Source organism: Limosilactobacillus frumenti DSM 13145, assembly GCF_001436045.1.
Lineage (GTDB): Bacteria > Bacillota > Bacilli > Lactobacillales > Lactobacillaceae > Limosilactobacillus > Limosilactobacillus frumenti.
The window spans coordinates 86,553-107,955 of record NZ_AZER01000013.1 but is presented as its reverse complement, the minus strand read 5'-3'; the positions used below and the strand labels follow the sequence as shown (position 1 = coordinate 107,955).

Below are 21,403 nucleotides of genomic sequence, written 5' to 3'. Positions count from 1 at the left end.
CCTTGCCTGCACTATATTTTCAATATAGCTGTGCCGTTACTTACTTTGATGAACGGTCACTTGTCTTTGCCTTTATTGTGGCAGAATGCCCGGGCAAACTCAAATTTTCTCGACAATCGTAACAAAACCATTACAATAAAATTAATTACTTGAACGAGGAGTACATTCATCATGCCTAGTAAAGAAAATCTAGATCTGTTTGATTTAAAAAAGATCAGCATTAACCGGACGAAAGATGAACTAAAAGCTGCTGGACAATACCGCCAACAAAAAATAACCACGGCGGACTTGGTTGCTTTTAAGCCCGTTAACCGTGATCCAGTAGCAGCAATCAAGCAGACAGAAGCTAACATGATCCAAGAATTGTTACCGCTCCGTCATCAACGAATGCTGGCCAGCAAGTTTGCCTTTTTCCGAGGAACAGCTGAATTGATGGAGAGGGATTTGAAAGCCCAAAATCAAAGTGGCATCCCCACAATTATTTGTGGTGACGCCCACGTCAATAATTACGGCTTCTATGCATCACCTGAACGACAACTATTATTTGGCTTGAATGACTTTGATGAAGCCCGCATCGGTAACTGGGAAAGTGATCTTAAACGCCTGTTGGTCAGTGCTAAATTAGCCGGCGAAGAAAACCGCTTTACAGAAGATGACCTTGACCAGATCCTCCATCTGATGACTAAGACCTACCGTCACGCCATTAAGCGGGTTGATAAGCTCACCCTTGCCCAACGTTTTTACTCTTCATATGAAATCCATGACATGATGAAGTCAATTGATACGGTTGACGATAAACACCATCAAATGACCAAGATTCTTAATAAGATTATTAAGAAAAGCCAGCACAGTAATTCTGAACAGATTACTCAAAAGATGGCGGCTACTGATAATAATGGTCAGTTACGGTTCAAGGACAATCCACCACGTGCTAAACATGTCAGCGCTGTTAAGTATCAACAAATCGTGGCCGGTTATAATGCCTACCGCTCCACTGTTCGCCAGGATATTCGCGTTTTCCTCGCCAATTTCCAGATCAGTGACATTATTCGTTACAGTGTCGGGGTCGGGAGCTTTGGGACCCGTTGTTACCTAATATTGTTAACGGGCATTGACGGTAGCCACCTCGTTCTTCAGGTCAAGGAAGCGATGCCGCTGCGTTATAACTTGTTAAAACTGCCCGTCGAAGAGGCCATCCAAAGTAGTGTGCGTGCCGGCCGCCGAATCGTCACTGCTCAAAAGGTCCTCCAATCATCATCTGATCCCTTCCTCGGCAGTACGGCTTTTGGGGGCAGAAGTTACTACATTCGTCAATTCCGGGACATGAAGGAATCTATTAACGTTGCCAAATTAGACCGGGAAAGTTTCAACCTGTATTGTCAGATCTGTGCCTTCCTACTGGCAATTGCTCACTACCAAAGTCCAACCGCACCAATGATCCGCGGCTATCTGAAGGGACAAAAAGCTCTCGACCAGGGATTGGTCACCTGGACAAACGAATATGCCAAGCAAGTAGCGGTTGATTTTCAAGCCTTCCAACAAGCAGTCAGCTCAAAATAGTGCAACCGGTTGCATACGTCTGAACTTAGTTGTGGTAGAATAAGGATGTAGTTTAATATAAAGCGCTTACTTTTCAAGGAGGTACAGTGTATGATGAATATCGCTCAAGAACCGTTTGGAACATATAAGGGTAAGCCGGTTACCAAGTATGTTTTAACTAACAACAATGGTGTCCAGGCTGGGATCCTCGATTTTGCTGGCCTGCTGCAATCATTTAAGGTGCCAACCAAGGATGGCGGCAAGGCTGACATGGTGCTAACATCCGAGAACCTTGATGAATACACCAATAATGGTTTCTGTACTGACCGGTTAATTGGTCGGGTCGCTGGTCGAATTGCTAATGGTCATTTCTCCATTAACGGCAAAGAATACCAGGTGGAACAAAACGAAGGCAAAAACAGTCTTCATGGCGGAACAAATGGTTTCTATTCTTACATCTGGAACGTCGATGGAACGAAGAAAACCGCGGATTACCTGTCAATCACCCTTAGCTTAACACTGACTGAAGAAATGGATACCTTCCCAGGGACTATTCACGTCACTGCTACCTACACGTTAGATAACGACGATAATTTAACCCTCAAATTTAGCGCAACCTCTGATGCTGACACGCTATTCAATCCAACTAACCACACTTATTGGAACATGGCCGCAGCTAGTGTTAAGACTGTTGATCAATTGAAGTTGTACGTTAACTCGAAGGACCACCTGGAAGTTGACGATGGTAAGATTCCAACAGGCAAACGGCTGGACAACGCTGGAACGCCATTTGACTTCAGCAAGCCAACTCGTCTGGGCGATGCTTTGCAAAAGATGGCTTCTACCAAGGAAAATGGGTTCGATGACATCTGGGAAGTTGAACCAAGCTTAACTAAGCCGGTCGCCACTCTGGAAGATCCAGAAAGTGGGCGGAAGATGACTTTGTATTCTGACCGGAACGCCTTGATCATGTACTCCATGAATTCTGATGATCCGGCAGTTTACAACCATGGTCAAGTTCATCCTCACCTCGGCTTGGCTATGGAAGCCCAAACCTTATCTGATGCTATCAATCATGATGGTTTCGGTGATATTACGTTACATCCAAATGAAGAAAAGAATTACACCATCAAGTGGCACGTTGAATATTAACCAAATGGTTTAAAATGAAAAAGGTCCCGCAATCATTGCGATTACGGGACCTTTTTGGTTATTAGAGTTATATTTCTATATGTTACCACGTTGTCACGTCGGCAGCACCTTACTAGGATAATCCTACAGGACTTTAAACGGTCTCACACTCATTAAAGGTCGAACCACCCACTTCTCTGCACATTGTTCAGTGCCTTCACCGGCATCTTAACCTTCGGCAGATCACCAGGGTGCAGCACTAGGTAACCAACTTGCTGGCCCTTCTTAACCGGTGCCTTCAGGCTCCCTGTCATTGACCGATCCGCCTGCTTTACTATCAAGCTAGGCTTCATCTGTTGCCAAGTCATTCCCTTAGGTACCCACACAGCAGTTGCCCGCTGCAGGTCCAACTTCGTCGAGCGACGTTTCTTCGCATGAACAACTCGCATTCTTTGTACCTGCCGACTAACTTGTTGAGTTGTGTTCAAGGTTACCGGCTGGTAGCGATCAGTTAACTGTTCATAAAACTCTTTCGATTCCTTCGACTGCCGATTCCAATCACCCTTCGTATGCAAAGCAACTAAGATAATTCGCCGTCCATCAAAGGTCCCCGTAGTAATGATGCACTTACCGGCTGCATCTGTGTTACCGGTCTTCAGCCCATCAATTTCCCCATTTTTGGGGGCAAAGCCATTCTTCGGCAATAAGGAATTAATATTAACCAGGCGTTCACTTTGACCCTCACTTACCCGGAAGTTAGCAAACTTTGTCTTCGTGATCTTCAATGCATCAGGGTAATTATCAATTAGGTATTTAGAAATCAGCGCCATATCCCGTGCAGAAAACAGATTTTCAGCATCTTTATCGACACCCTTAATCTTATTTTTCCCTAAGTCCTCATTAGGTAACCCAATCATGTTATAGATCTTGGCATCCTTAACACCGGCTTTTCGTGCGACCGCCTGCATCTTCTTATTAAAAGCCGCCGTACTCCCAGCATCGGCTAATGCCAGTGCTTCAGTACTACCATCAGCAGATACAATCATCATTGATTCGGCTAACTGGCGAACGGTATAGGATTCTCCAGCATTCAACTGCACATTCGAAAAATGCCAGTCATTAGCCACCTTTGCCACTGCAGGGGTGACCTTCACCTTCTGATTCCAACGCAACTTATGAGCGGCAACATCCTGTTCAATCACCGCTAGAGTTAAAACCTTGGTCAATGAAGCGACCGGATACTTCTTGCGGGCATTCTTTTGGTATAGTACTTGCCCCGTTTGCGCATCAATAGCGTATGCCGAGCGGGCATTTAACTTGAACGCTGCGGCCTGAGCTGAAGTACTGGGCAGGAGTGCGCTACTTACTATTAAGACTGTGGTGGCCATAATTACCAACCAGCGAAATACTTTTTGGACCATCTAATCCGTCCTCCTTCAATGCTGTTAACAATCATAGCTCAATTTATGTCATGTAAATATGACGTTTTCTTTAAAATTTTGATTATCGTTTACGATTACCATTTTGAATGCTATCATTACTTTTATGACTATTATCAATCAGGAATAGAGGAATGCGCTAAATGAGTCGTCGTCGATTAATTTCCATCATTTTGTTGGTCCTCCTAGCAATCTGGGGGATTCACCACTTCACTGCTACTAGTCCCCGACTTAAATCTGCGTGGAGTAAAATTACCTATACCTCGAACAACAAAGTCGGGATTGCTGTTTATTCTAGTAAAAAGCACCGTACCTACTATTCATCCAATGTTCCCGACCACCACTATCACATGGCCAGTACGGTCAAGGTATCTATCCTGGCGGGATTGCTAATGAAGCAAAATGGCAACTTAACTACCCACCAGAAGAAATTAGCCAAGGCAATGATTGAAGAAAGTGATAATGACTCCACTAACAAGTTATTCAAGACCCTTGGTGGCCAGTCTGGCTTACAGTCAACCTTTAACCAGTTTGGAATGAATAATTCAATTGCTGCAGATTCCTGGGGATTATCAACGACTACTCCTCGCGATCAAATCAAGCTGCTAAACAATATTTTTTACAAATCTTCATTGTTAACCGCTAATTCGCGTGACTACATTAAAGAACTAATGGAAAACGTTGACCCTGACCAAGCCTGGGGGATCACTGCTGCTGGTAGCCACTGGGCAGTCAAAAATGGCTGGCTCGAAAACGGTCGTGAAAAGTGGATTGTCAATAGTATTGGTTACGTCAGAAATGAAGACGGCACGAGTTATACAATTGCGGTTTACAGTGACCACAACCAATCTATGCAGAGTGGTGAAGATGTCGTTGCCCAGCTTGCACGGGTAACAAACTCGATTCTCGATTAAAAATTCATATCTTGGTAAACGGACTGCCTGTTAGTTAACAAGAAGTCCGTTTTGTTCGTATTAAGCAGGATTTTTGACTTATTCAACCAACAAGGCGATCATAAAAAGAGGAAAGAAGGTCATTTCATGGATATTAAAACAAATTTACTCACCCTGGCTGACGGCAACAAAATGCCCCAGGAAGGGTTTGGCCTATACAAAGTTGACGGTCAAGATACGATGACCAACGCGGTTCGTCAAGCCTACAAAGATGGCTACCGCTTATTTGATACTGCCCAACTATATGGTAACGAAGGCCAAGTAGGGGCGGCATTTGAACAGCTTGGTATCCCCCGTCAAGATTACTTTTTGACAACTAAGGTCTCCGAAGCTAACCAGGGTTACGACTCCGCAATTAACTCAGTTAAGGAATCATTGCGGAAGCTCCGGACTGATTATGTCGACCTCCTTCTCGTCCACTGGCCAATCCAACGCGCCTTCTTTGATACCTGGCGTGCCTTGGAGGATATGAAGAAAGAAGGCCTTACCAAATCAATTGGGGTCAGCAATTATCAAATTATCCATCTTCAATACCTGGCAACCAAGGCTCATGAAATGCCGGTTGTGGACCAAATTGAACTACACCCCCGCTTAACACAAACCCCAATGTTAGCCTTCAATCAGGCTCATCACATTGTCACCCAAGCCTGGAGTCCTCTCGGTCGGGGAGCAGTTTTGCAAATTCCAGAAATTCAAGAAATTGCTAAACGACATGGTAAGTCAACCGCCCAAGTAATTCTCCGTTGGCACCTTCAGCGGGGTGTTTCCTTCATTCCTAAATCAGTGCATGCTGAACGGATCACTCAAAATGCTGATATTTATGACTTTGAGCTTAGTAGCAATGAAATGAACCAAATTAATGCGTTGAATACCTTCAGTCGAACTGGTCGGGAACCAGAATTAACATATGAAGAAAATCGCCAATACTAAATATCAATAAAGCGGCTGTGGCATAGGTCCCCTAGTTGGCAATGCTACAGCGCAGTACACAAAGGGCTCTAGCGTTCGGATCTGCCGAATACTAGGGCCCTCTTTGTAACTTACGGGATTAGAAAACAAACTAGCCAGTTAGTTCTCTCTTTCTTATTCTAGTTTAAACTACTAGCAATTTTATCAGCTAATGCCGGATAAATGGTAATTACTGCTTGACGGTATTGCTCGCCAGTTATACGTAATCCAATCACTGGCAAGAAATTATTAATGTCATCCGCTGCATAATCGCCAACTTCGCTAGCACCTACTAATAGGTCATCTTTGAAAACTAACGTCAATCGGCCAGACTGGTCATTTTGACCAGCTGCTAAACTAGCGTAATGCAGGTCAAACGACTTGACCTGGTACGCGGAGTTTTCTCGCACATCATCTTCAGTAACACCAGCTGCGGCAATTTCTGGAAAGGTAAAGGCTGCTGTTCCGATGGTTGGATATTCAATTGCGGCGGCGGAGTGACCCTCCAAGTAATCAAAGAGGTACTGCCCTTCAAACTCAGCTACCGGGGTCAGTTTAGCTTGCGGACGACTGACCACATCCCCTATTGCATAAACGTGCGGATTACTGGTCTGTAGGTGATCATTCACAATCACACCACCACGATCAAACTGCACTCCTGCTTTGTCCAATGCCAACTGTTCAATATTCGGTCGACGCCCACTAGCATCGACAACATAGTCGGTAGGAACCTCACCATGGTCAGTTTGCACAATAAAGCCCTCATCCTGTTGCTGAACAGCCTGAACACCAGTATTAAATAAGAATTCAATTCCCCGTTCTTCCATCGCCTTCTTGACCACAGCGGCTTTTTTGGCTGGAAAAGCCTTCAGAGGACGATCTGAGTGATCAATCAACGTTACTGCGGCCCCAGCAGCTCCCAGTACTGTCGCTAATTCCATTGCTACATAACCAGCACCAATAAAAGTAACGTGTTGTGGTAAGTGGGGTAACGATAGCACATCGGTACTAGTATGAGTCCACTGGTCACCAGGAATATCTAAGTGATTTGGGTGTTGACCGGTGGCAATGATGATATGGTCACTACGGTATTCATGACCATTTACCACCACTGTCTTTTCATCAACGAAGTGCGCATATCCATCTTCGACATCATGACTTTTGGCAATAATCGCCTTGGTCTCCGCCGGCCACGGATTAAATCGATTTAATTTAGTAGTCATTAAATCATGCCAATCAATCTGGGCAGCCTGTTTAATCCCTCGTCCCAATAATTGTTGACTTTGCAAAACGGCTCGCGTGGCACCTTCGAGGAAAATCTTAGGCTCACAACCATAGTTTGGACAAGTGCCGCCAAACTCTCCACCATCAATCACTAATACTTTGCGCGTCGTCCCCGCCAGCAAATTAGACATCTTGTACGCAGCCGGTCCGGACCCAATCAAAATGTAGTCGTATTTTTTCATTGTGCACCTCCATCAGTGTTTTCTCCACCATACCATAGCGGCCAGTAAAACAATATTTTTCTGCTTATTCACTTTTTCACTTAATCGCCTAACAGAGTGAAAAGTACCATCAGATAAGCTTTCATTTTTATTTTTCATAAACTGCTTACTATCAACAATGAAAATGATTCCAAAAAACATTGATAAACGTTTGACATTTAAAAAATCCCATAGTATATTATTCACACAAAGTAAAAATGATAAACGTTTATCAAGACCACACTCTAAGGAAAGAGAGTATTTTTTCATTATGAGCAATAAGAATTCAATAGTCACTAAATTGGCTTTCTTATCAGTTTCCTTTATGGTGACCAGTGCTTATGCCATTCAGGGTTCGCTTCCCCAATTAAAAGCAGCATTAGGCATTAGTCAACCACAATCAGAGTATCTTGTTACTACACCATCATTCGCCGTAATGATTTTTGTCGTTTTGTCACCACTACTTCAACAATGGTTCCACATTTCTGACAAGAAGATTATCATGGCCGGGGTTACGATTGTTGGGATCGCTGGGTTGATTCCAATGTTCGTCAACAACTACACGGTAATCCTGATTTCGCGGTTAATTTTGGGAGCCGGTTACGGGCTTTACAACTCTCAGGCTATTTCATTGATTTCTGTCTGGTATGAAGGAAGTACCCGGGCGCAAATGCTGGGTTGGCGGGCGGCCGCTGAACAAGTTGGTCAAGCATGTACACTAGCGATTGCAGGGTTGATCTTAAGTGTTGCTGGTTGGCACGCTTCCTTCTTGGTTTATGCTTTAGCATTTGTTGTCCTCTTCTTCTTTGCTGTTCGGGTTCCTGACGACAGTGCTTCTCAAGACAAAAATGTCGCTGAAGATGACCTAGCAGATGACATTGCAGAAGAGCCCAAGCAGATTACTAAAATCAGTCCAGTTGTTTATCTTTTAGTTCTCTTCGCCTTCATCCTTTGTATCGACTACATTGGTATGGAAAACCGTTTCCCTGGTCTAGCTGTTCAAATCAATGGTAGTCAGTACACCGGTTCTTCCATGTTCTTATCACTGATGTTGATTGGTGCAACTTTGGGTGGCCTCTTCTACGGTTCCATTCAAAAACGGCTCGGTTTCGGCACCGTTTACCTGGGCCTTGGTTTAATGGCATTGTCCAACTTCTTATTTGGCTTTGCTGGCCACAACTTTATTATGATGGTAATCGGTCTTTTGCTTATCGGTTTCCCATTACAACTGGTGTCCCCACTGATTTTCAACCTATTACCGGACTTAGCACCAGCTGACAAGCAACCACTTGTTACTTCCCTTTGTCTAATTGGTTTCAACTTTGGTGCCTTCTTCTCACCAACGGTTGGTCAATGGACAAACGCCTTACTTGGTCAATCATTATCTGGCTTTGGCCTGGCTGCTCCATTCCCTGTATATGGTGCAGTCCTGATCCTCATCGGGGTCATTATCTTCTTTGCAACTCGTCACTCTCAAAAAGCTAACTAATTTATTTGGAGGTTTGTTATTATGCCAATTCAAAACAAAGCAATGTTAATTACCTATTCAGACTCCATGGCTAAAAACATTAAGGAAACCCATGAAGTTCTGAAGGAATACATCGGTGACGCAATTGGTGGTGTACACTTGCTGCCATTCTTCCCATCCACTGGTGACCGTGGTTTTGCCCCATACCGTTATGATGTTGTTGATCCAGCATTTGGTAACTGGGATGATGTTGAAGCCCTTGGTAAGGACTACTACTTAATGTTTGACTTCATGATCAACCATATTTCCAAGAAGTCCGTAATGTACCAAGACTTCAAGAAGAACCATGATGCTTCAAAGTACAGTGATTTCTTCATTCGTTGGGAAAAGTTCTGGGAAGCTGCTGGTAAAGGTCGCCCTACTCAAGAAGATATTGACAAGATCTACAAGCGGAAGGACAAGGCTCCTGAACAAGAAATCGACTTCGATGACGGTACTAAGGAACACTTATGGAACACATTCGGTGAAGAACAAATTGATATCAACGTTAAGAGCAAGGTTGCGAACGAATTCTTCAAGCAAACTTTGACTGACATGGTTAAACACGGTGCCGACTTGATCCGTTTGGATGCCTTTGCTTACGCCGTTAAGAAGGCTGATACTAACGACTTCTTCGTTGAACCAGAAATCTGGGACCTCTTAGGTGAAATTCGTGAAATTCTTGCCCCATACAAGGCCCAAATCTTGCCTGAAATTCATGAACATTACACTATCCCTGCTAAGATCTCCAAGCACGGCTACTTTGTTTACGACTTTGCTTTGCCAATGACGACTCTTTACACGATGTACTCTGGTAAGACTAACCGTCTGGCTAAGTGGTTAAAGATGTGCCCAATGAAGCAATTTACGACTCTGGACACTCACGATGGGATCGGGGTTGTTGATGCCAAGGACATCTTAACTGATGACGAAATCGAATATGCTTCTAACGAATTATACAAGGTTGGTGCTAACGTTAAGCGGAAGTACTCCAGTGCTGAATACCACAACCTGGATATTTACCAAATCAACTCCACTTACTACTCCGCATTAGGTGATAACGATAAGGCCTACTTGCTTTCTCGTGCAATCCAAATCTTTGCCCCTGGTATTCCAATGATTTACTATGTTGGTTTATTAGCTGGTTCAAACGACCTTGAATTACTAGAAAAGACTAAGGAAGGCCGGAACATCAACCGTCACTACTACACTAAGGAAGAAGTTGCTAAGGAAGTTCAACGTCCAGTTGTTGCCAACTTATTAAAGCTCCTCTCCTGGCGGAACAAGTTCGCTGCCTTTGATCTTGATGGTTCAATCAATGTTGAAACTCCTTCTGAAACCACGATTAAGATCACTCGTCAAGACAAAGATGGTAATAACGTTGCTGTCCTTAATGCTGACGCAGCTAACAAGACCTTTACTATTACTGCTAACGGCGAAGAATTCTTTGTTCAAAAGTAATAGCTTTACATCTCCCAAATATTTTCGACGTTTTATTAGCAAATCCTTTCCAATTAACATCTCCAATAATGAACGTTGAAATGCCAAAAGCGGCACCTGAATTCCCATCAGGTACCGCTTTTTTAATATTCTATGCTATTTATCTTAATCACAAACAAGCCGCTTGATTGCTTGAGCAAAGATTTCCATTGCCTTATACATGTCAGGCAATGGCCATTGTTCATTGGCTTGGTGCATGTAATCTGGCGTCGTTGGCAGCATCCCACCAAAGGCGACACAGTTATGCATTGTCCGGGCAAAGGTTGCACCACCAGAGATTTGTGGCGTGGCATCCTGGTCGCCCGTTTGTTCCTTGTAAACGTCCATCAAGGTTTGGACCAGTTTAGTATCCTTTGGAACATATAGTGGAGCAAGGTAATCAAAGTGAACATACTTCAGATCGTATGGAGCAACCTTCTTACTCAACTTTTCAATCAGTCGATCCCGGTCAATCGTGACTGGAATCCGTAAGTCAATTTGCATCCGGGTTTCCTTTTCATTGATTTCTAAACTCGAAATGTTAAAAGTTAAATGACCGGACTCATCTTCAACATCCCCCAAGACATTTGAACCAGTTGCATCCTCTTTAAAGAGTTTGCCAATAAAGTCCAATGGCTTAAAGTCAAAGACGTCATCCAGGGCGATTGCTAACCGCAAAACAGCATTCGTTCCTTGCGGTGCTAGCATAGCGTGGACGGACTTCCCTAACACTGTAATCGAATCACCGTCATCGTTGTACTTGAAGCCGTGCCGATCCAAAGCTGCTTTAACTTCTGCCAACTTAGGGCCATTGTAAACAGCCTTGTCAGGAACTGCATTAAAGGCGTTCTTCAGACTAATCTTCAGTTGATCTGTACCAGGGCCAACTAGGTAGGACTGTTGCAGGCCCTTTTCAGCATAGATTAATGGGAACTCTGCATCTGGTGAAATTCCAGAGTCAATTGGGGATTCCTTCTTGTTATATTGGGCAATTCCCCGCCACAGGATTTCCTCATCAGTTCCGTAAATAAACCGAATCCGCTGTTTGAATTGGTAACCACGGTCCATCAAAGCCTTAACAGCAAAGAGGGCCGCAATGCCAGGACCCTTATCATCTTGAGACCCACGACCATAAACGGCATTATTGATGACTGTTCCCTTGAATGGGTCGTGTTTCCAGGCAGCCAGGTCCCCGGCTGGAACGGTATCGAGGTGGCAAATTACTCCAAAGACTTTGTCACCCTGGCCAACCTCAGCATAGCCATAGTAGCCATCTGGATCTTCGTAGGTCTTAAAGCCTAATTCGTCACAGATCTTCATCATTTCGTCCAGGGCGTTCCGGACACCTTGACCGAAAGGTGCACCAGCTGCTTTTTCTTGGTTATACGATGGAACAGAAATCAGCCGTTCGAGGGCTTGAACTGCCTCTTGTTGTTCTTGTTCATTAACAATTTTACTCATTTCAAACATCTCCTAAAGCACTGCAGCAACACCTAAGAATACACAGGTAATAATGAACAGGTAAATCATCAGTTTCAGCATCCACTTCCACCAAACACTAACGTTGACGTGGGCAATCGCTAAGGCCCCCATGACAATGCCAGAGGTTGGTGTAATTAAGTTAACCCATCCAGAAGCAGCTTGGTAGGCTGTAATAACGAGGCTACCTGAAACGTGGGCAAAGTGACCAAGGGGCCCGATAATCCCCATTGTTGCGGCCGCCAGTCCCGAAGTTGATGGGATCAAGAATGACATTGGAATATAGAAAATATAAGTCAGGATAATGAAAATACTTTGTGATAAACCGTGCAGTCCTAATTCACCCCAGTGGAGAACCGTCCCGGTAATCATCCCGTTATTCATAATAACTTGGATACCACGAGCAACCGCCACAATGATAGCAACGCTCAGGAAATCGGCCATCCCCTTCATAAAGGCATCCATGAATTCGCCTTCCTTCATATGGTATACCCACATGATAATGACAGACATGAAGAGGAAGAGCATCGTAATTTCATTGAAGTACCAAGTTCCCAATGGCGCCATATCATGGCCAATCAGTGTTCCTAATACTGGAATACCAGTTAACCACTTCGTAAATTGATCAAAGAAAGTCCAGTGCGGATTAAGGTTGGTCCATGGAATCAACCCCATGATCATAATCACGAAAGTTAACCCAAATAGCCAAATAACAGCTTTTTGCCGACCCGACATTGGTGTATCATCGTCAGTTCGCGTTTTAATGGCAAACCGTTCTTCGTCTGCTGCCCGCTGATTGTAAATCAAGGACTTGGTAGGATCCTTCTCAATTACTGAAGCGTAGTGGTAAACATAAATGATGCTGACCGCCGTCGTAATTACCAGCAGTAGGATTCGTGATCCTAACCCATCTCCTGGTGAAATATGCAGGGTTTGGGAAGCAACTCCAGTCGCAAACGGGTTAACCGTAGAAGCTAAACAACCAACCTGAGTTCCAACGAGGGCAATTGCTACCGCAACAAGTGAATCAAAGCCAACTCCCATCATAACGGGAATTAATAATGGATAGAAAGCAATCGTTTCTTCACCCATACCATAAGTTGATCCGCCGAGAGCAAAAAGGATCATCAAAATTGGAATTAGTTGTTTCTCCCGACCCTTGTAACGGTGGACGATGGAGCTAATCCCCTGGTTCAAGGCATCTGTCTTATTGACGACCCCTAAGAAGCCCCCAATTACCAGGATAAACAGGGACACTGAAATAGCCCCTTCCGTCTTTTTGTCACCAACCATCCCAATAACTGGTGCCATGAAAACGTCCCAAATTCCTTGCGGCTTGCTAGCCACTGCTTTATACGTACCAGAAATGATATTTCCAGCTTTATCAGTTGCATATGTCCCGGCTGGAATAATCCACGTCAGAATAGCGATTACAACAATAATGGCAAATAAAATCGTGTAAGCAGATGGCATGTGAAACCGATGCTTTTTTTGTGCTTTCTCAGTCTGCATTTCATCACCCCGTATCTTCTTAATCTATTGAGAAAAGCTTCACTAATATTTTACCGCTTTCATTAATTTACTTGCAAGCGGCCATTTGTTGATTATCATGGGGATTTTAGGCATTGGTACGATATAATAAATAGTGGAAGGATCACTTAAATCTGGAAGGAGTATCACAATATGTCAATGAATCCAAACAAAGCCCAGGATGTCTGGAAAGACGCTGGTGAACATGTCCAATTCACAGTTCTGGAATTAAAGCGACAAGACCAGCAAAAGGAGCAAGAAGCTATCCAGGAATTTGTGGACCGCTTCCAAGCCATTACTCGTTCACTGCGTATTCGGGATAACAAGGGAAATCTAAAAGTCGCTCTTGGTTTTAGCAATGATGCCTGGGATTATCTTTTCCCTAATGCACCAAAGCCAAAGGAACTAGAAACTTACCAAACCTTGACGGGTCCTAAATACCAAATGCCCGCAACGGAAGGGGATCTATTCCTCCACATCCGGGCCAATGACGAGGCTGCTGTTTATGAGCTAATGTCTCAGGTCATGCTGTTCTTGCGCGACTTTACCACGGTTGTCGATGAGACAAAGGGCTTCCGTTACTTCGAAGGACGAGCAATCATTGGCTTTATTGATGGGACAGAGAACCCCCAAGTTGAAGATGCCGCTGACTACGCCATCATTGGTGACGAAGACCCTTTCTTTGAGAATGGCTCCTATGCCTTTGCCCAAAAATGGCGCCACAATATGGATATTTGGAATAAACTAACCACTGAAACCCAGGAAAAAGCTGTCGGTCGGAAGAAGTTTTCCGACCTGGAACTGGAAGACGGGGAAAAGTTCAGTAATGCCCACAATGTGGCTTCACAAGCTAAGATTAATGGAGTAGAGCAAAAAATTGTCCGGATGAACGTCCCATATTCGGACCCCGCTTCTGGTAATACCGGGACGTACTTTATTGGCTATTCACGCTACTGGAAAGTCACTAAAACAATGTTGCAAAACATGCTTGATAAGGGTGACTACCTGCTTTCATTCTCCGACATTTTATCTGGGCAACTATTCTTTATTCCATCTCGACCGCTTTTAGATAAGATTGCCGACGGAGAATTGAATTAGCCTTGACTGATAATAAGGTTATCTGGTATATTCAAATCAATAAATAAAGGGAGGAATCGTCCATTGTTGTTCTAATTCTACTCAACCGAATAGTTATTCCATGTTCAGGCACGGGATTGCTGGAAAGTAGAATGAACAAACATGAATGACTCCTGAAAAACGCGTTTTTGCGTCCTTTTTGGGTCCCATTAGGTCTGCTTTCCAGCAGGCCTTTTTTTCATATCACCAAAAGGACGTGATTTCTTGATACCAATTACTATTAAAAACCTCACCTTTGCTTACGATGGGCAGGCACTGCTATTTGATCATTGCTCATTGGACTTCAATACCGACTGGAAATTAGGCTTAGTTGGGCGTAATGGTCGTGGCAAAACCACCTTATTAAAACTATTGCAACACCAATTACCATTCCAGGGGCAAATTAATGTTGCAGTTTCCCTCGTCTATTTCCCATTAACAATTTCCGACAGCAGTGACCTGTCTTGGGATGCAATCAGTGCGGCGCTCCCGACCATCGAAGAATGGCAACTGGAGCGGGAAATGAATTACTTGCAGATGGATCCGGCCCTGCTATGGCAACCTTATTCAACGCTGAGTGGTGGCGAACAAACGAAACTAATGCTCGCGGCGATCTTTGCCCAGCAAAATCATTTTGCCCTCTTAGACGAACCTACTAACCACTTAGACCAGCATAGTCGATCGCAAGTAGCAGCCTATCTCCGAAATAAGAAGACGGGCTTCATCGTCACAAGCCATGACCGGGTCTTTATCGATCGGATCGTTGACCACATCATTGCGATTGAACGTCAACAAATTGTAGTGGAACAAGGAAATTATTCAACTTACCTCAGTCAGAAAATGCGGCGGGACCAAACAGCGATTAGTCAGAATCAGCAACTTCATAAATCAATTAACCGCCTCAAACAGGCCCAGCAGCAACGTCAGCAGTGGGCACAAAATGCAGAAAAAGAGAAGCAACATAATTCACATGCTGACAAGGGCTTCATTGGTGCCAAAGCTGCTAAGATGATGAAAAAGTCACTGGTATTGAACCACCGCTTAAATGACCAGATTGAACAAAAACAAGGGCTGCTCAATGACGTTGAGACAGTGGTCCCCCTGACGATAAACCTTCAATCCAGCCACCATGATCCGCTTTTATCTTTACAACAAGTAGCCCTTTCAATTAATGGGCGGACCCTCTTCCAGGACTTATCACTGACTGTTCGTTCCCATGACCAAGTCGCCCTCTGTGCTGACAATGGTAGCGGTAAATCGAGTTTATTCCGCGCTATCCAGAATAATTTTGCCGGAACAATCTCTGGAAAGATCCAAGTGGCGAATGGGATCTCGCTTAGCATCGTCCGTCAACACTACACTGGTTTCCATGGGTCGCTGCGTGACTTTGCTCAGCAGAAGCATTTACCATATGAAGATTTATTGAATATGCTGCGGAAGTTAGGGATGGAGCGCAAAACGTTCACTACTAAGATCGAAGACATGAGCATGGGGCAACAGAAAAAAGTTGAACTGGCCCGCTCATTAGTGGAACCAGCTCAACTTTACCTATGGGATGAACCATTAAATTATTTGGATATTGAAAATCAAAATCAACTGATTCAGTTGATTAAAAATATCCGACTACCCCTCCTATTTATTGAGCATGACCGTCACTTTATCGATGAAATAGCCAGTAGTCAGGTTAGGCTTGGGCCGCCTGCCAACGCTTAAACCATTCTAAGAATAATGGGTACCACTTAGCTAGATGGTTATCGGTCCGGTTGCGATTGACAATCCCAGTGTAGTAATTGGCCAGGGCCATGCCATGGTTACCAGTGGCAAATTCATGCAATTCAAACTTAACGTGGTGCTTTGCAAGGGCTTGGGCATATATCGCGATATGGTCCAAGTATGGCGTCAGCTCATCGTTAATTGACCCCCAGATGAACGTCTCAGGAGTCTGATCATTTACCAGTTCAGCGACATTTTCGGTAGTAACGCCCATCCGTTTATCAATCAGCGGTTGAATTACCGGGTATCCAAGGGCCGCAAAACGGGCTTTAGTGTCCGGACGGTTGCTGTAAGCGGCAGCTAATTGGCCTCCAGCAGAAAAGCCAATAATCCCGAGTTGTTGCGGATCTAAGTCCAACTCCTGGGCATGACCCACAAGGTACTCAAAGGCTTGGTCAATCGCAATTTTGGCATTTTGATAACTCCGGTGTTCAACAACTGGATAGCGGACCACGAACGTCTGGAAGGCCTGGCTGGCAAAGGTAACCGCCACCCGTTCAGAATCCCGGTCAGCGACCTTCGTATAGGAACCACCAGGGATAATAACTAAGCCCGGTAGTGGAACGGTAGTATCACTGTGATAAATGTCCAAGTATGAATATGGCTGGGTTAATTGAATAGTTTGTAAATCCATGATTCTTCCTCCAATAATATGCTAATCCCCATGATACAACTGAATATCGTGTTTACACCAGTTAAAAAACTCCTCATATCCACGCGGATATGAGGAGTTTTTCTAATCAATAATATATGTTTATTCAGTTTTAACAGACTTAGTAACAATCGGAACACTATTAGCTAAATTATCACGAACCGGACAGGTGTTTTCCATAAATTCTACAAAGTCCTTTGCTTCTTTCTTAGTATTAGGGGTCCGGAAATAGGCACTCATATGAATTTCAGAAATCTGATTTTCATCTGCATCATTTTTTGACCATGATAATGGCAGGTAAAGAGAAGTATATTTAAACTTTTTAGCCTTACTAAAGGTTCCAGCAACAATATCTTCACAAGCACCCAATGAGCAAAGGATGGCTTCTTCAGGACGCATTCCTTCATTCAGGCCACCATTTTCCCGCGGTTCATCAAAGGTCATCGTAAAATCACGAACGTGTGCAATATACTTGTGTGGACGATCTGTGCTAGAAACTGTTGCCTTGTAAACTGTAACTGCCATAATTTACCCTCCTAGTCCTTGACAACGTCATCTACAACCACTTTAGTACCGTTAACTAAGGTATTGTAGATCAAACAGTTCTTTTCAACATCTTGAACAAATTTCTTGCAGTCAGCAGTTTTTTCACTTGTCTTAAAGGTATAGTCGACGCGGATTTCTTGAAAACCATTCCGCACATCTGGGTTACCCATAAATCCACGAGGATCAAGGTCTCCTTCCAAGTTGATTGTCAGATGGTCATACTTAAACCCTTGCTGAGCTGCAAGCTGTTCAGCTGTTTGCTGGAGAGAAGCCCCTAGTGTACTGAGCTCCAATTCAACCGGATTCATTCCGGTGTTTGAACCACCAGCATTTTTAGGTTCATCAATTATTTGATGAATTCCACGAGAATGAACATCCACCTGAAGACTTTGATCAGTCTTACGTGCTGTTGCTTCATAGTGTTTCATCATCTTCACACCTTTCACATAATAATATAAATAAACAAGAAACTAAATCGCTTACATTTTCATAATAAAATTGTGCTCTTTCAAAGTCAATAGTTAGCTAACTATTTAATTTGTCGTGCTATAATAAACAAAAAGTGAAAGGCTCATTCAAATATGCAAACAGTTTTTAACCTCGATAGTTGCATCATGTGTATCACAAACCGGAGTAGTAAATTATTTGGGGATACACTTGACCGTGAATTACGTAAAATTGGTCTTAATCGTAATATTTGGTTGTCGTTATACTTTATTGATCAGCATGGTCAAATCACGCAAAACGAATTAGCTAAATTAGTGGACATTAAAGGACCTAGCATGGTTAAGATCATTCGCCGTCTAGATGAAGAAGAATTAGTACAAACTCATCAGGACGGTAATGACCACCGTCAAAAAATTATCCAATTAACAAAAGCTGGCGAAGAAAAGTTAATGAAGAGTCTACCAACTGTGACCCATTTTCAAGGACTAATGACCAAAGGGATTCCTCAAAATGACCTCAACACTGTTGCTCGTGTGATGGACCAAATGGTTAATAATGCTCAGCAAAATTTTGATTAATAGTACTAAAAACTCCTCATACCCACGCGGATATGAGGAGTTTTAATATTGATAATTAGCGGCTCGCAACGAGCACTTTAGTACCTAACCATGGTCCACCCCACCAACCGATCCAGCCGGTAGAAACAACGCGCACATTTTGGAAGCCCATATTGTTGAGGATAGATTCGTATTCATTGATGGGGCCAAAGTCAACAATCACCAGCTGACCATCTGGCTTCAGGACCCGGGCGGCTTCTTGAATGGCCCGGCCACGATTGATTGCTGGCTTCACACTATGGAAGCTAAAACTAGAGAAAACATAGTCATAAGTTCGGTTCTCAAGAGGTAAGTTTAAGAGATCGCCATCAACAATCTTTGCTCGGTCAGCGACCCGGTTTTCGGTAATCCGCTTTTCTTCCCGTTGACTAATTTCCGGCTTCCCGATGTTTATACCGACGACCTTCCCTGGCGCATTCAATTGTTGAGCAACTAATACAAATAGCCCTGCATAATTAAGGCCCAGTTCAGCGACTTGTGACTTTTCGGGGATGTCCAACTCCTTTAAAATCTGGTGCCAGATTAATCCCCGGCCTCTGAACAAAGTGTGGGCATAAATGGCGACAATTACCAGCAAAATTATAACTACAATTGTTAAAAAGATTTTCATTCTTCTTACCCCTTAACCAACGATATCATTCAAATGCCGAATGGCTTTTAGTTCACCAACCACCGTAATCTTATCATGCGGACGAATAATATCCTCCGCTTGTGGCATTTGATTTACTTTTTCATTAGCACCAACAATGATAATCACATTGACATTATACCGATTGCGGAAGTCGAGTTCATCTAACGTTTTGCCAAAGAACTTCGGATTATTAACATTGACTTCCGCCAGCGTTGTTTCCTTGCTTAACTGCACATAGTCAACAACGCTGGGATTAAGCTGCTGGAATACTAGTCGCTTTGCTAAATCGTGTTCAGGCCGCACTACCTGGTTAGCACCAATTTTTTCAAGGACCCGGGCATGGTTAGCATTTTCAGCCCGGCAGATGATATCCGGCGCACCCAGTTCCTTAGCAATCAAAGTTGCCATAATACTAGCCTCGATATTTTGACCAATCGAAATGTACACATGGTCAAAGTTACCAATATCCAGGTCACGCAGAGCATCTTCATCCTGGGCATCCGCGATCACTGCCCGCATTACCCGGTCGGCGTATTCGTTGACGACTTCTTCATTAACATCTATCGCCAGGACTTCTTGGCCAGCATCAACTAATGATTCACACAACGATGCACCAAATTGTCCAAGGCCAATAACTGCAAAGCTTTCTTTTCTAGCCAATTAAGACACTCTCCTTTGGATAATGATAATCCCGTTGCTTAGGGTGAGCATTGAAGATTGAATACATGACAGTGTAGATGCCGACCCGGCCGACAAACATCAGGGCCATGATTACTAATTTTCCCGCAAAATTTAGGCTTGGGGTAATCCCTAACGAAATCCCGGTTGTTCCGAACGCTGCTGTAGCTTCAAAGGTAACATAGGCTAAGGAATCGTGCTTCGGCAACGCTTGCGTTTCTACCAAGATCAAGATTGAAATGAGTAAAAACGCGAGAGCCACTACCATTAAGGTCAGCGCCCGAAAAATATTTTCATCGGTGAAGCGGCGGTGGGCAAAAGTCGTATCACGTTGACCACGCAGGGTGGCCAAACTTTGAATGACCAGCAACCCGATCGTCGTCGTTTTAATTCCCCCAGCCGTTGATCCTGGTGCTCCACCGATGAACATCAAAATAATGGTAAAGGAGATCCCGGCAGCACTGAGTTTAGTATATGGGAAGGTCGTCAAACCAGCTGTTCGGGGAGTAATTGACATAAAGATCGTGTTAAATACCCGTTGACCGAACGTCAAGTGGTTAGAGAACTGCGTTAAATTATGCTCGGTAATGGTATAAATAATGACGGAGAGAACAAACAAAACGGCTCCCGTCCTCAATACCAACTGAGTATGAAGTGACAAGCACCGTCGCTTATGGAAAAGTAGCAGGTCTTGCCAAACCAGGAACCCAAAAGAACCGGCAATAATTAACATCGCCATCACAGTCAAAAGGTAGGGATCTTGGACATAGTCTTCGAGACTATTACCAGTCAAGTCAAAACCGGCATTGCAAAAAGCTGAGATGGCGTGGAAGATGCTAAACCAGATTCCCTTTAACCAACCGTAACGATTTTTGAAATCAAACCAGAGGAACACCATCCCCACGACCTGAATAATCAAAGACAGCCGGATAATGAGGTAAACCACATTAAATTGCGACAAATGTTCAAGATTTAACGCTTCCTGCGTCAATAAGCGGGTGGACATCCGCATTCGGGACCTGATCAATAGGGACATCATTACCGCAAAAGTCATGAAACCTAGTCCCCCGACCTCCATCAGCATTGCAATGACAACCTGGCCAAATAATGACCAATGGGTTGCGGTCGGCACCAACGTCAATCCAGTCACGCAAGTTGCACTGGTTGATGTAAAGAGTGCCGTCATAAAGTCGGGCGTTTCTCCCGGCCGAATGGAAATAGGAAGAGACAGTAGTAACGTACCAATGAGGATGATGATTAAAAAACCAAAAGTTAATATTTTTGGAAATGAATATCGCCGGTGAAATAATTCAATCATCATTGTCCCTCCCTATGCATAATCATTCTTATCTTATCATTCTTCTGAATATCACAAAAGGGACCACGACATGCGGCCGCAGTCCCTTAAGTGATTCAAAGTAGATTATTGGATTCGATTAACAATAATCTTGGTT

The 21,403-nt window shown here is 43.8% G+C and carries 20 protein-coding genes; 9 read left to right on the top strand and 11 right to left on the bottom strand.

Translation table 11 applies throughout. From position 1 onward, the window contains the following. The first annotated feature begins 171 nt into the window (after positions 1-171). Together FD27_RS02645 and FD27_RS02640 are read left to right on the top strand one after the other, a co-directional pair. The gene (locus FD27_RS02645) at positions 172-1,560 is read left to right on the top strand and encodes a DUF2252 domain-containing protein (protein ID WP_057749123.1); all 1,389 of its coding nucleotides are present in this window, start codon (positions 172-174) and stop codon (positions 1,558-1,560) included. A gap of 93 nt (positions 1,561-1,653) precedes the next feature. Continuing rightward, positions 1,654-2,691: an aldose epimerase family protein gene (locus tag FD27_RS02640; protein WP_057749391.1), complete on the top strand. Its 1,038-nt coding sequence runs from the start codon at positions 1,654-1,656 to the stop codon at positions 2,689-2,691. A gap of 152 nt (positions 2,692-2,843) precedes the next feature. Here FD27_RS02640 and FD27_RS02635 read toward each other — a convergent pair whose 3' ends face one another. Then, positions 2,844-4,091, bottom strand: coding sequence for a D-alanyl-D-alanine carboxypeptidase family protein (locus tag FD27_RS02635; protein ID WP_057749120.1), 1,248 nt, complete (start codon positions 4,089-4,091; stop codon positions 2,844-2,846). A gap of 161 nt (positions 4,092-4,252) precedes the next feature. On the opposite strand from FD27_RS02635, the gene FD27_RS02630 reads away from it, so the two are divergent. Both FD27_RS02630 and FD27_RS02625 read left to right on the top strand, forming a co-directional pair. After that, positions 4,253-5,023: a serine hydrolase gene (locus tag FD27_RS02630; RefSeq protein WP_057749117.1), complete on the top strand. Its 771-nt coding sequence runs from the start codon at positions 4,253-4,255 to the stop codon at positions 5,021-5,023. A 126-nt stretch (positions 5,024-5,149) separates the two neighbouring features. Further along, positions 5,150-5,992, top strand: a complete 843-nt coding sequence (locus FD27_RS02625) for an aldo/keto reductase (RefSeq protein WP_057749114.1) — start codon at positions 5,150-5,152, stop codon at positions 5,990-5,992. 158 nt (positions 5,993-6,150) lie between these two features. Here the strand turns inward: FD27_RS02625 and FD27_RS02620 are convergent, their stop codons facing one another. Beyond that, positions 6,151-7,476 carry a dihydrolipoyl dehydrogenase family protein gene (locus FD27_RS02620; protein ID WP_057749111.1) on the bottom strand — a complete coding sequence of 442 codons (1,326 nt, stop codon included), beginning with the start codon at positions 7,474-7,476 and terminating at the stop codon, positions 6,151-6,153. 12 nt (positions 7,477-7,488) lie between these two features. Then, a complete protein-coding gene (locus FD27_RS02615; RefSeq protein ID WP_157055081.1) occupies positions 7,489-7,764 on the bottom strand; it encodes a hypothetical protein in 276 nt (91 codons plus the stop codon). A gap of 1 nt (position 7,765) precedes the next feature. Between FD27_RS02615 and FD27_RS02610 the strand changes: the two genes are divergently transcribed. Together FD27_RS02610 and gtfA are read left to right on the top strand one after the other, a co-directional pair. Continuing rightward, positions 7,766-8,983 carry an MFS transporter gene (locus FD27_RS02610; protein WP_057749106.1) on the top strand — a complete coding sequence of 406 codons (1,218 nt, stop codon included), beginning with the start codon at positions 7,766-7,768 and terminating at the stop codon, positions 8,981-8,983. A 21-nt stretch (positions 8,984-9,004) separates the two neighbouring features. After that, a complete protein-coding gene (gene gtfA / locus FD27_RS02605) occupies positions 9,005-10,462 on the top strand; it encodes a sucrose phosphorylase (protein ID WP_057749103.1) in 1,458 nt (485 codons plus the stop codon). A gap of 144 nt (positions 10,463-10,606) precedes the next feature. Here the strand turns inward: gtfA and FD27_RS02600 are convergent, their stop codons facing one another. Beyond that, positions 10,607-11,941 carry a dipeptidase gene (locus FD27_RS02600; RefSeq protein WP_057749099.1) on the bottom strand — a complete coding sequence of 445 codons (1,335 nt, stop codon included), beginning with the start codon at positions 11,939-11,941 and terminating at the stop codon, positions 10,607-10,609. 12 nt (positions 11,942-11,953) lie between these two features. Then, a complete protein-coding gene (locus tag FD27_RS02595) occupies positions 11,954-13,471 on the bottom strand; it encodes a YfcC family protein (protein WP_057749095.1) in 1,518 nt (505 codons plus the stop codon). Between the two features lie 171 nt (positions 13,472-13,642). Here FD27_RS02595 and FD27_RS02590 point away from each other — a divergent pair, with 171 nt between their 5' ends. Together FD27_RS02590 and abc-f are read left to right on the top strand one after the other, a co-directional pair. Beyond that, positions 13,643-14,587 carry a Dyp-type peroxidase gene (locus FD27_RS02590; RefSeq protein WP_057749091.1) on the top strand — a complete coding sequence of 315 codons (945 nt, stop codon included), beginning with the start codon at positions 13,643-13,645 and terminating at the stop codon, positions 14,585-14,587. A gap of 243 nt (positions 14,588-14,830) precedes the next feature. Beyond that, entirely contained in the window at positions 14,831-16,318 is a 1,488-nt protein-coding gene (gene abc-f, locus FD27_RS02585) for a ribosomal protection-like ABC-F family protein (protein ID WP_057749088.1), read from the top strand. On the opposite strand, the gene FD27_RS02580 is transcribed toward abc-f, so the two are convergent. The 3 genes from FD27_RS02580 to FD27_RS02570 all read right to left on the bottom strand — a co-directional run bounded on the left by FD27_RS02580 (position 16,290) and on the right by FD27_RS02570 (position 18,007). Continuing rightward, the gene (locus FD27_RS02580; RefSeq protein ID WP_057749085.1) at positions 16,290-17,012 is read right to left on the bottom strand and encodes an alpha/beta hydrolase; all 723 of its coding nucleotides are present in this window, start codon (positions 17,010-17,012) and stop codon (positions 16,290-16,292) included. The genes abc-f and FD27_RS02580 overlap by 29 nt on opposite strands. Positions 17,013-17,132: 120 nt before the next feature. Continuing rightward, entirely contained in the window at positions 17,133-17,555 is a 423-nt protein-coding gene (locus FD27_RS02575; protein ID WP_057749082.1) for an OsmC family protein, read from the bottom strand. An 11-nt stretch (positions 17,556-17,566) separates the two neighbouring features. Beyond that, positions 17,567-18,007 carry an OsmC family protein gene (locus FD27_RS02570; RefSeq protein WP_057749079.1) on the bottom strand — a complete coding sequence of 147 codons (441 nt, stop codon included), beginning with the start codon at positions 18,005-18,007 and terminating at the stop codon, positions 17,567-17,569. Between the two features lie 150 nt (positions 18,008-18,157). Between FD27_RS02570 and FD27_RS02565 the strand changes: the two genes are divergently transcribed. Beyond that, positions 18,158-18,601 carry a MarR family winged helix-turn-helix transcriptional regulator gene (locus FD27_RS02565; RefSeq protein ID WP_057749075.1) on the top strand — a complete coding sequence of 148 codons (444 nt, stop codon included), beginning with the start codon at positions 18,158-18,160 and terminating at the stop codon, positions 18,599-18,601. 55 nt (positions 18,602-18,656) lie between these two features. Here FD27_RS02565 and FD27_RS02560 read toward each other — a convergent pair whose 3' ends face one another. From FD27_RS02560 to FD27_RS02550, 3 genes are read right to left on the bottom strand one after another with little or no spacing between them, the layout of a single operon-like run. Beyond that, positions 18,657-19,250, bottom strand: a complete 594-nt coding sequence (locus FD27_RS02560) for a class I SAM-dependent methyltransferase (RefSeq protein ID WP_057749072.1) — start codon at positions 19,248-19,250, stop codon at positions 18,657-18,659. A gap of 12 nt (positions 19,251-19,262) precedes the next feature. Then, positions 19,263-19,931: a potassium channel family protein gene (locus tag FD27_RS02555; RefSeq protein ID WP_057749069.1), complete on the bottom strand. Its 669-nt coding sequence runs from the start codon at positions 19,929-19,931 to the stop codon at positions 19,263-19,265. Beyond that, the gene (locus tag FD27_RS02550; RefSeq protein ID WP_057749066.1) at positions 19,924-21,267 is read right to left on the bottom strand and encodes a TrkH family potassium uptake protein; all 1,344 of its coding nucleotides are present in this window, start codon (positions 21,265-21,267) and stop codon (positions 19,924-19,926) included. Before FD27_RS02550 ends, FD27_RS02555 begins: the two co-directional genes overlap by 8 nt. Between the last annotated feature and the right edge of the window lie 136 nt (positions 21,268-21,403).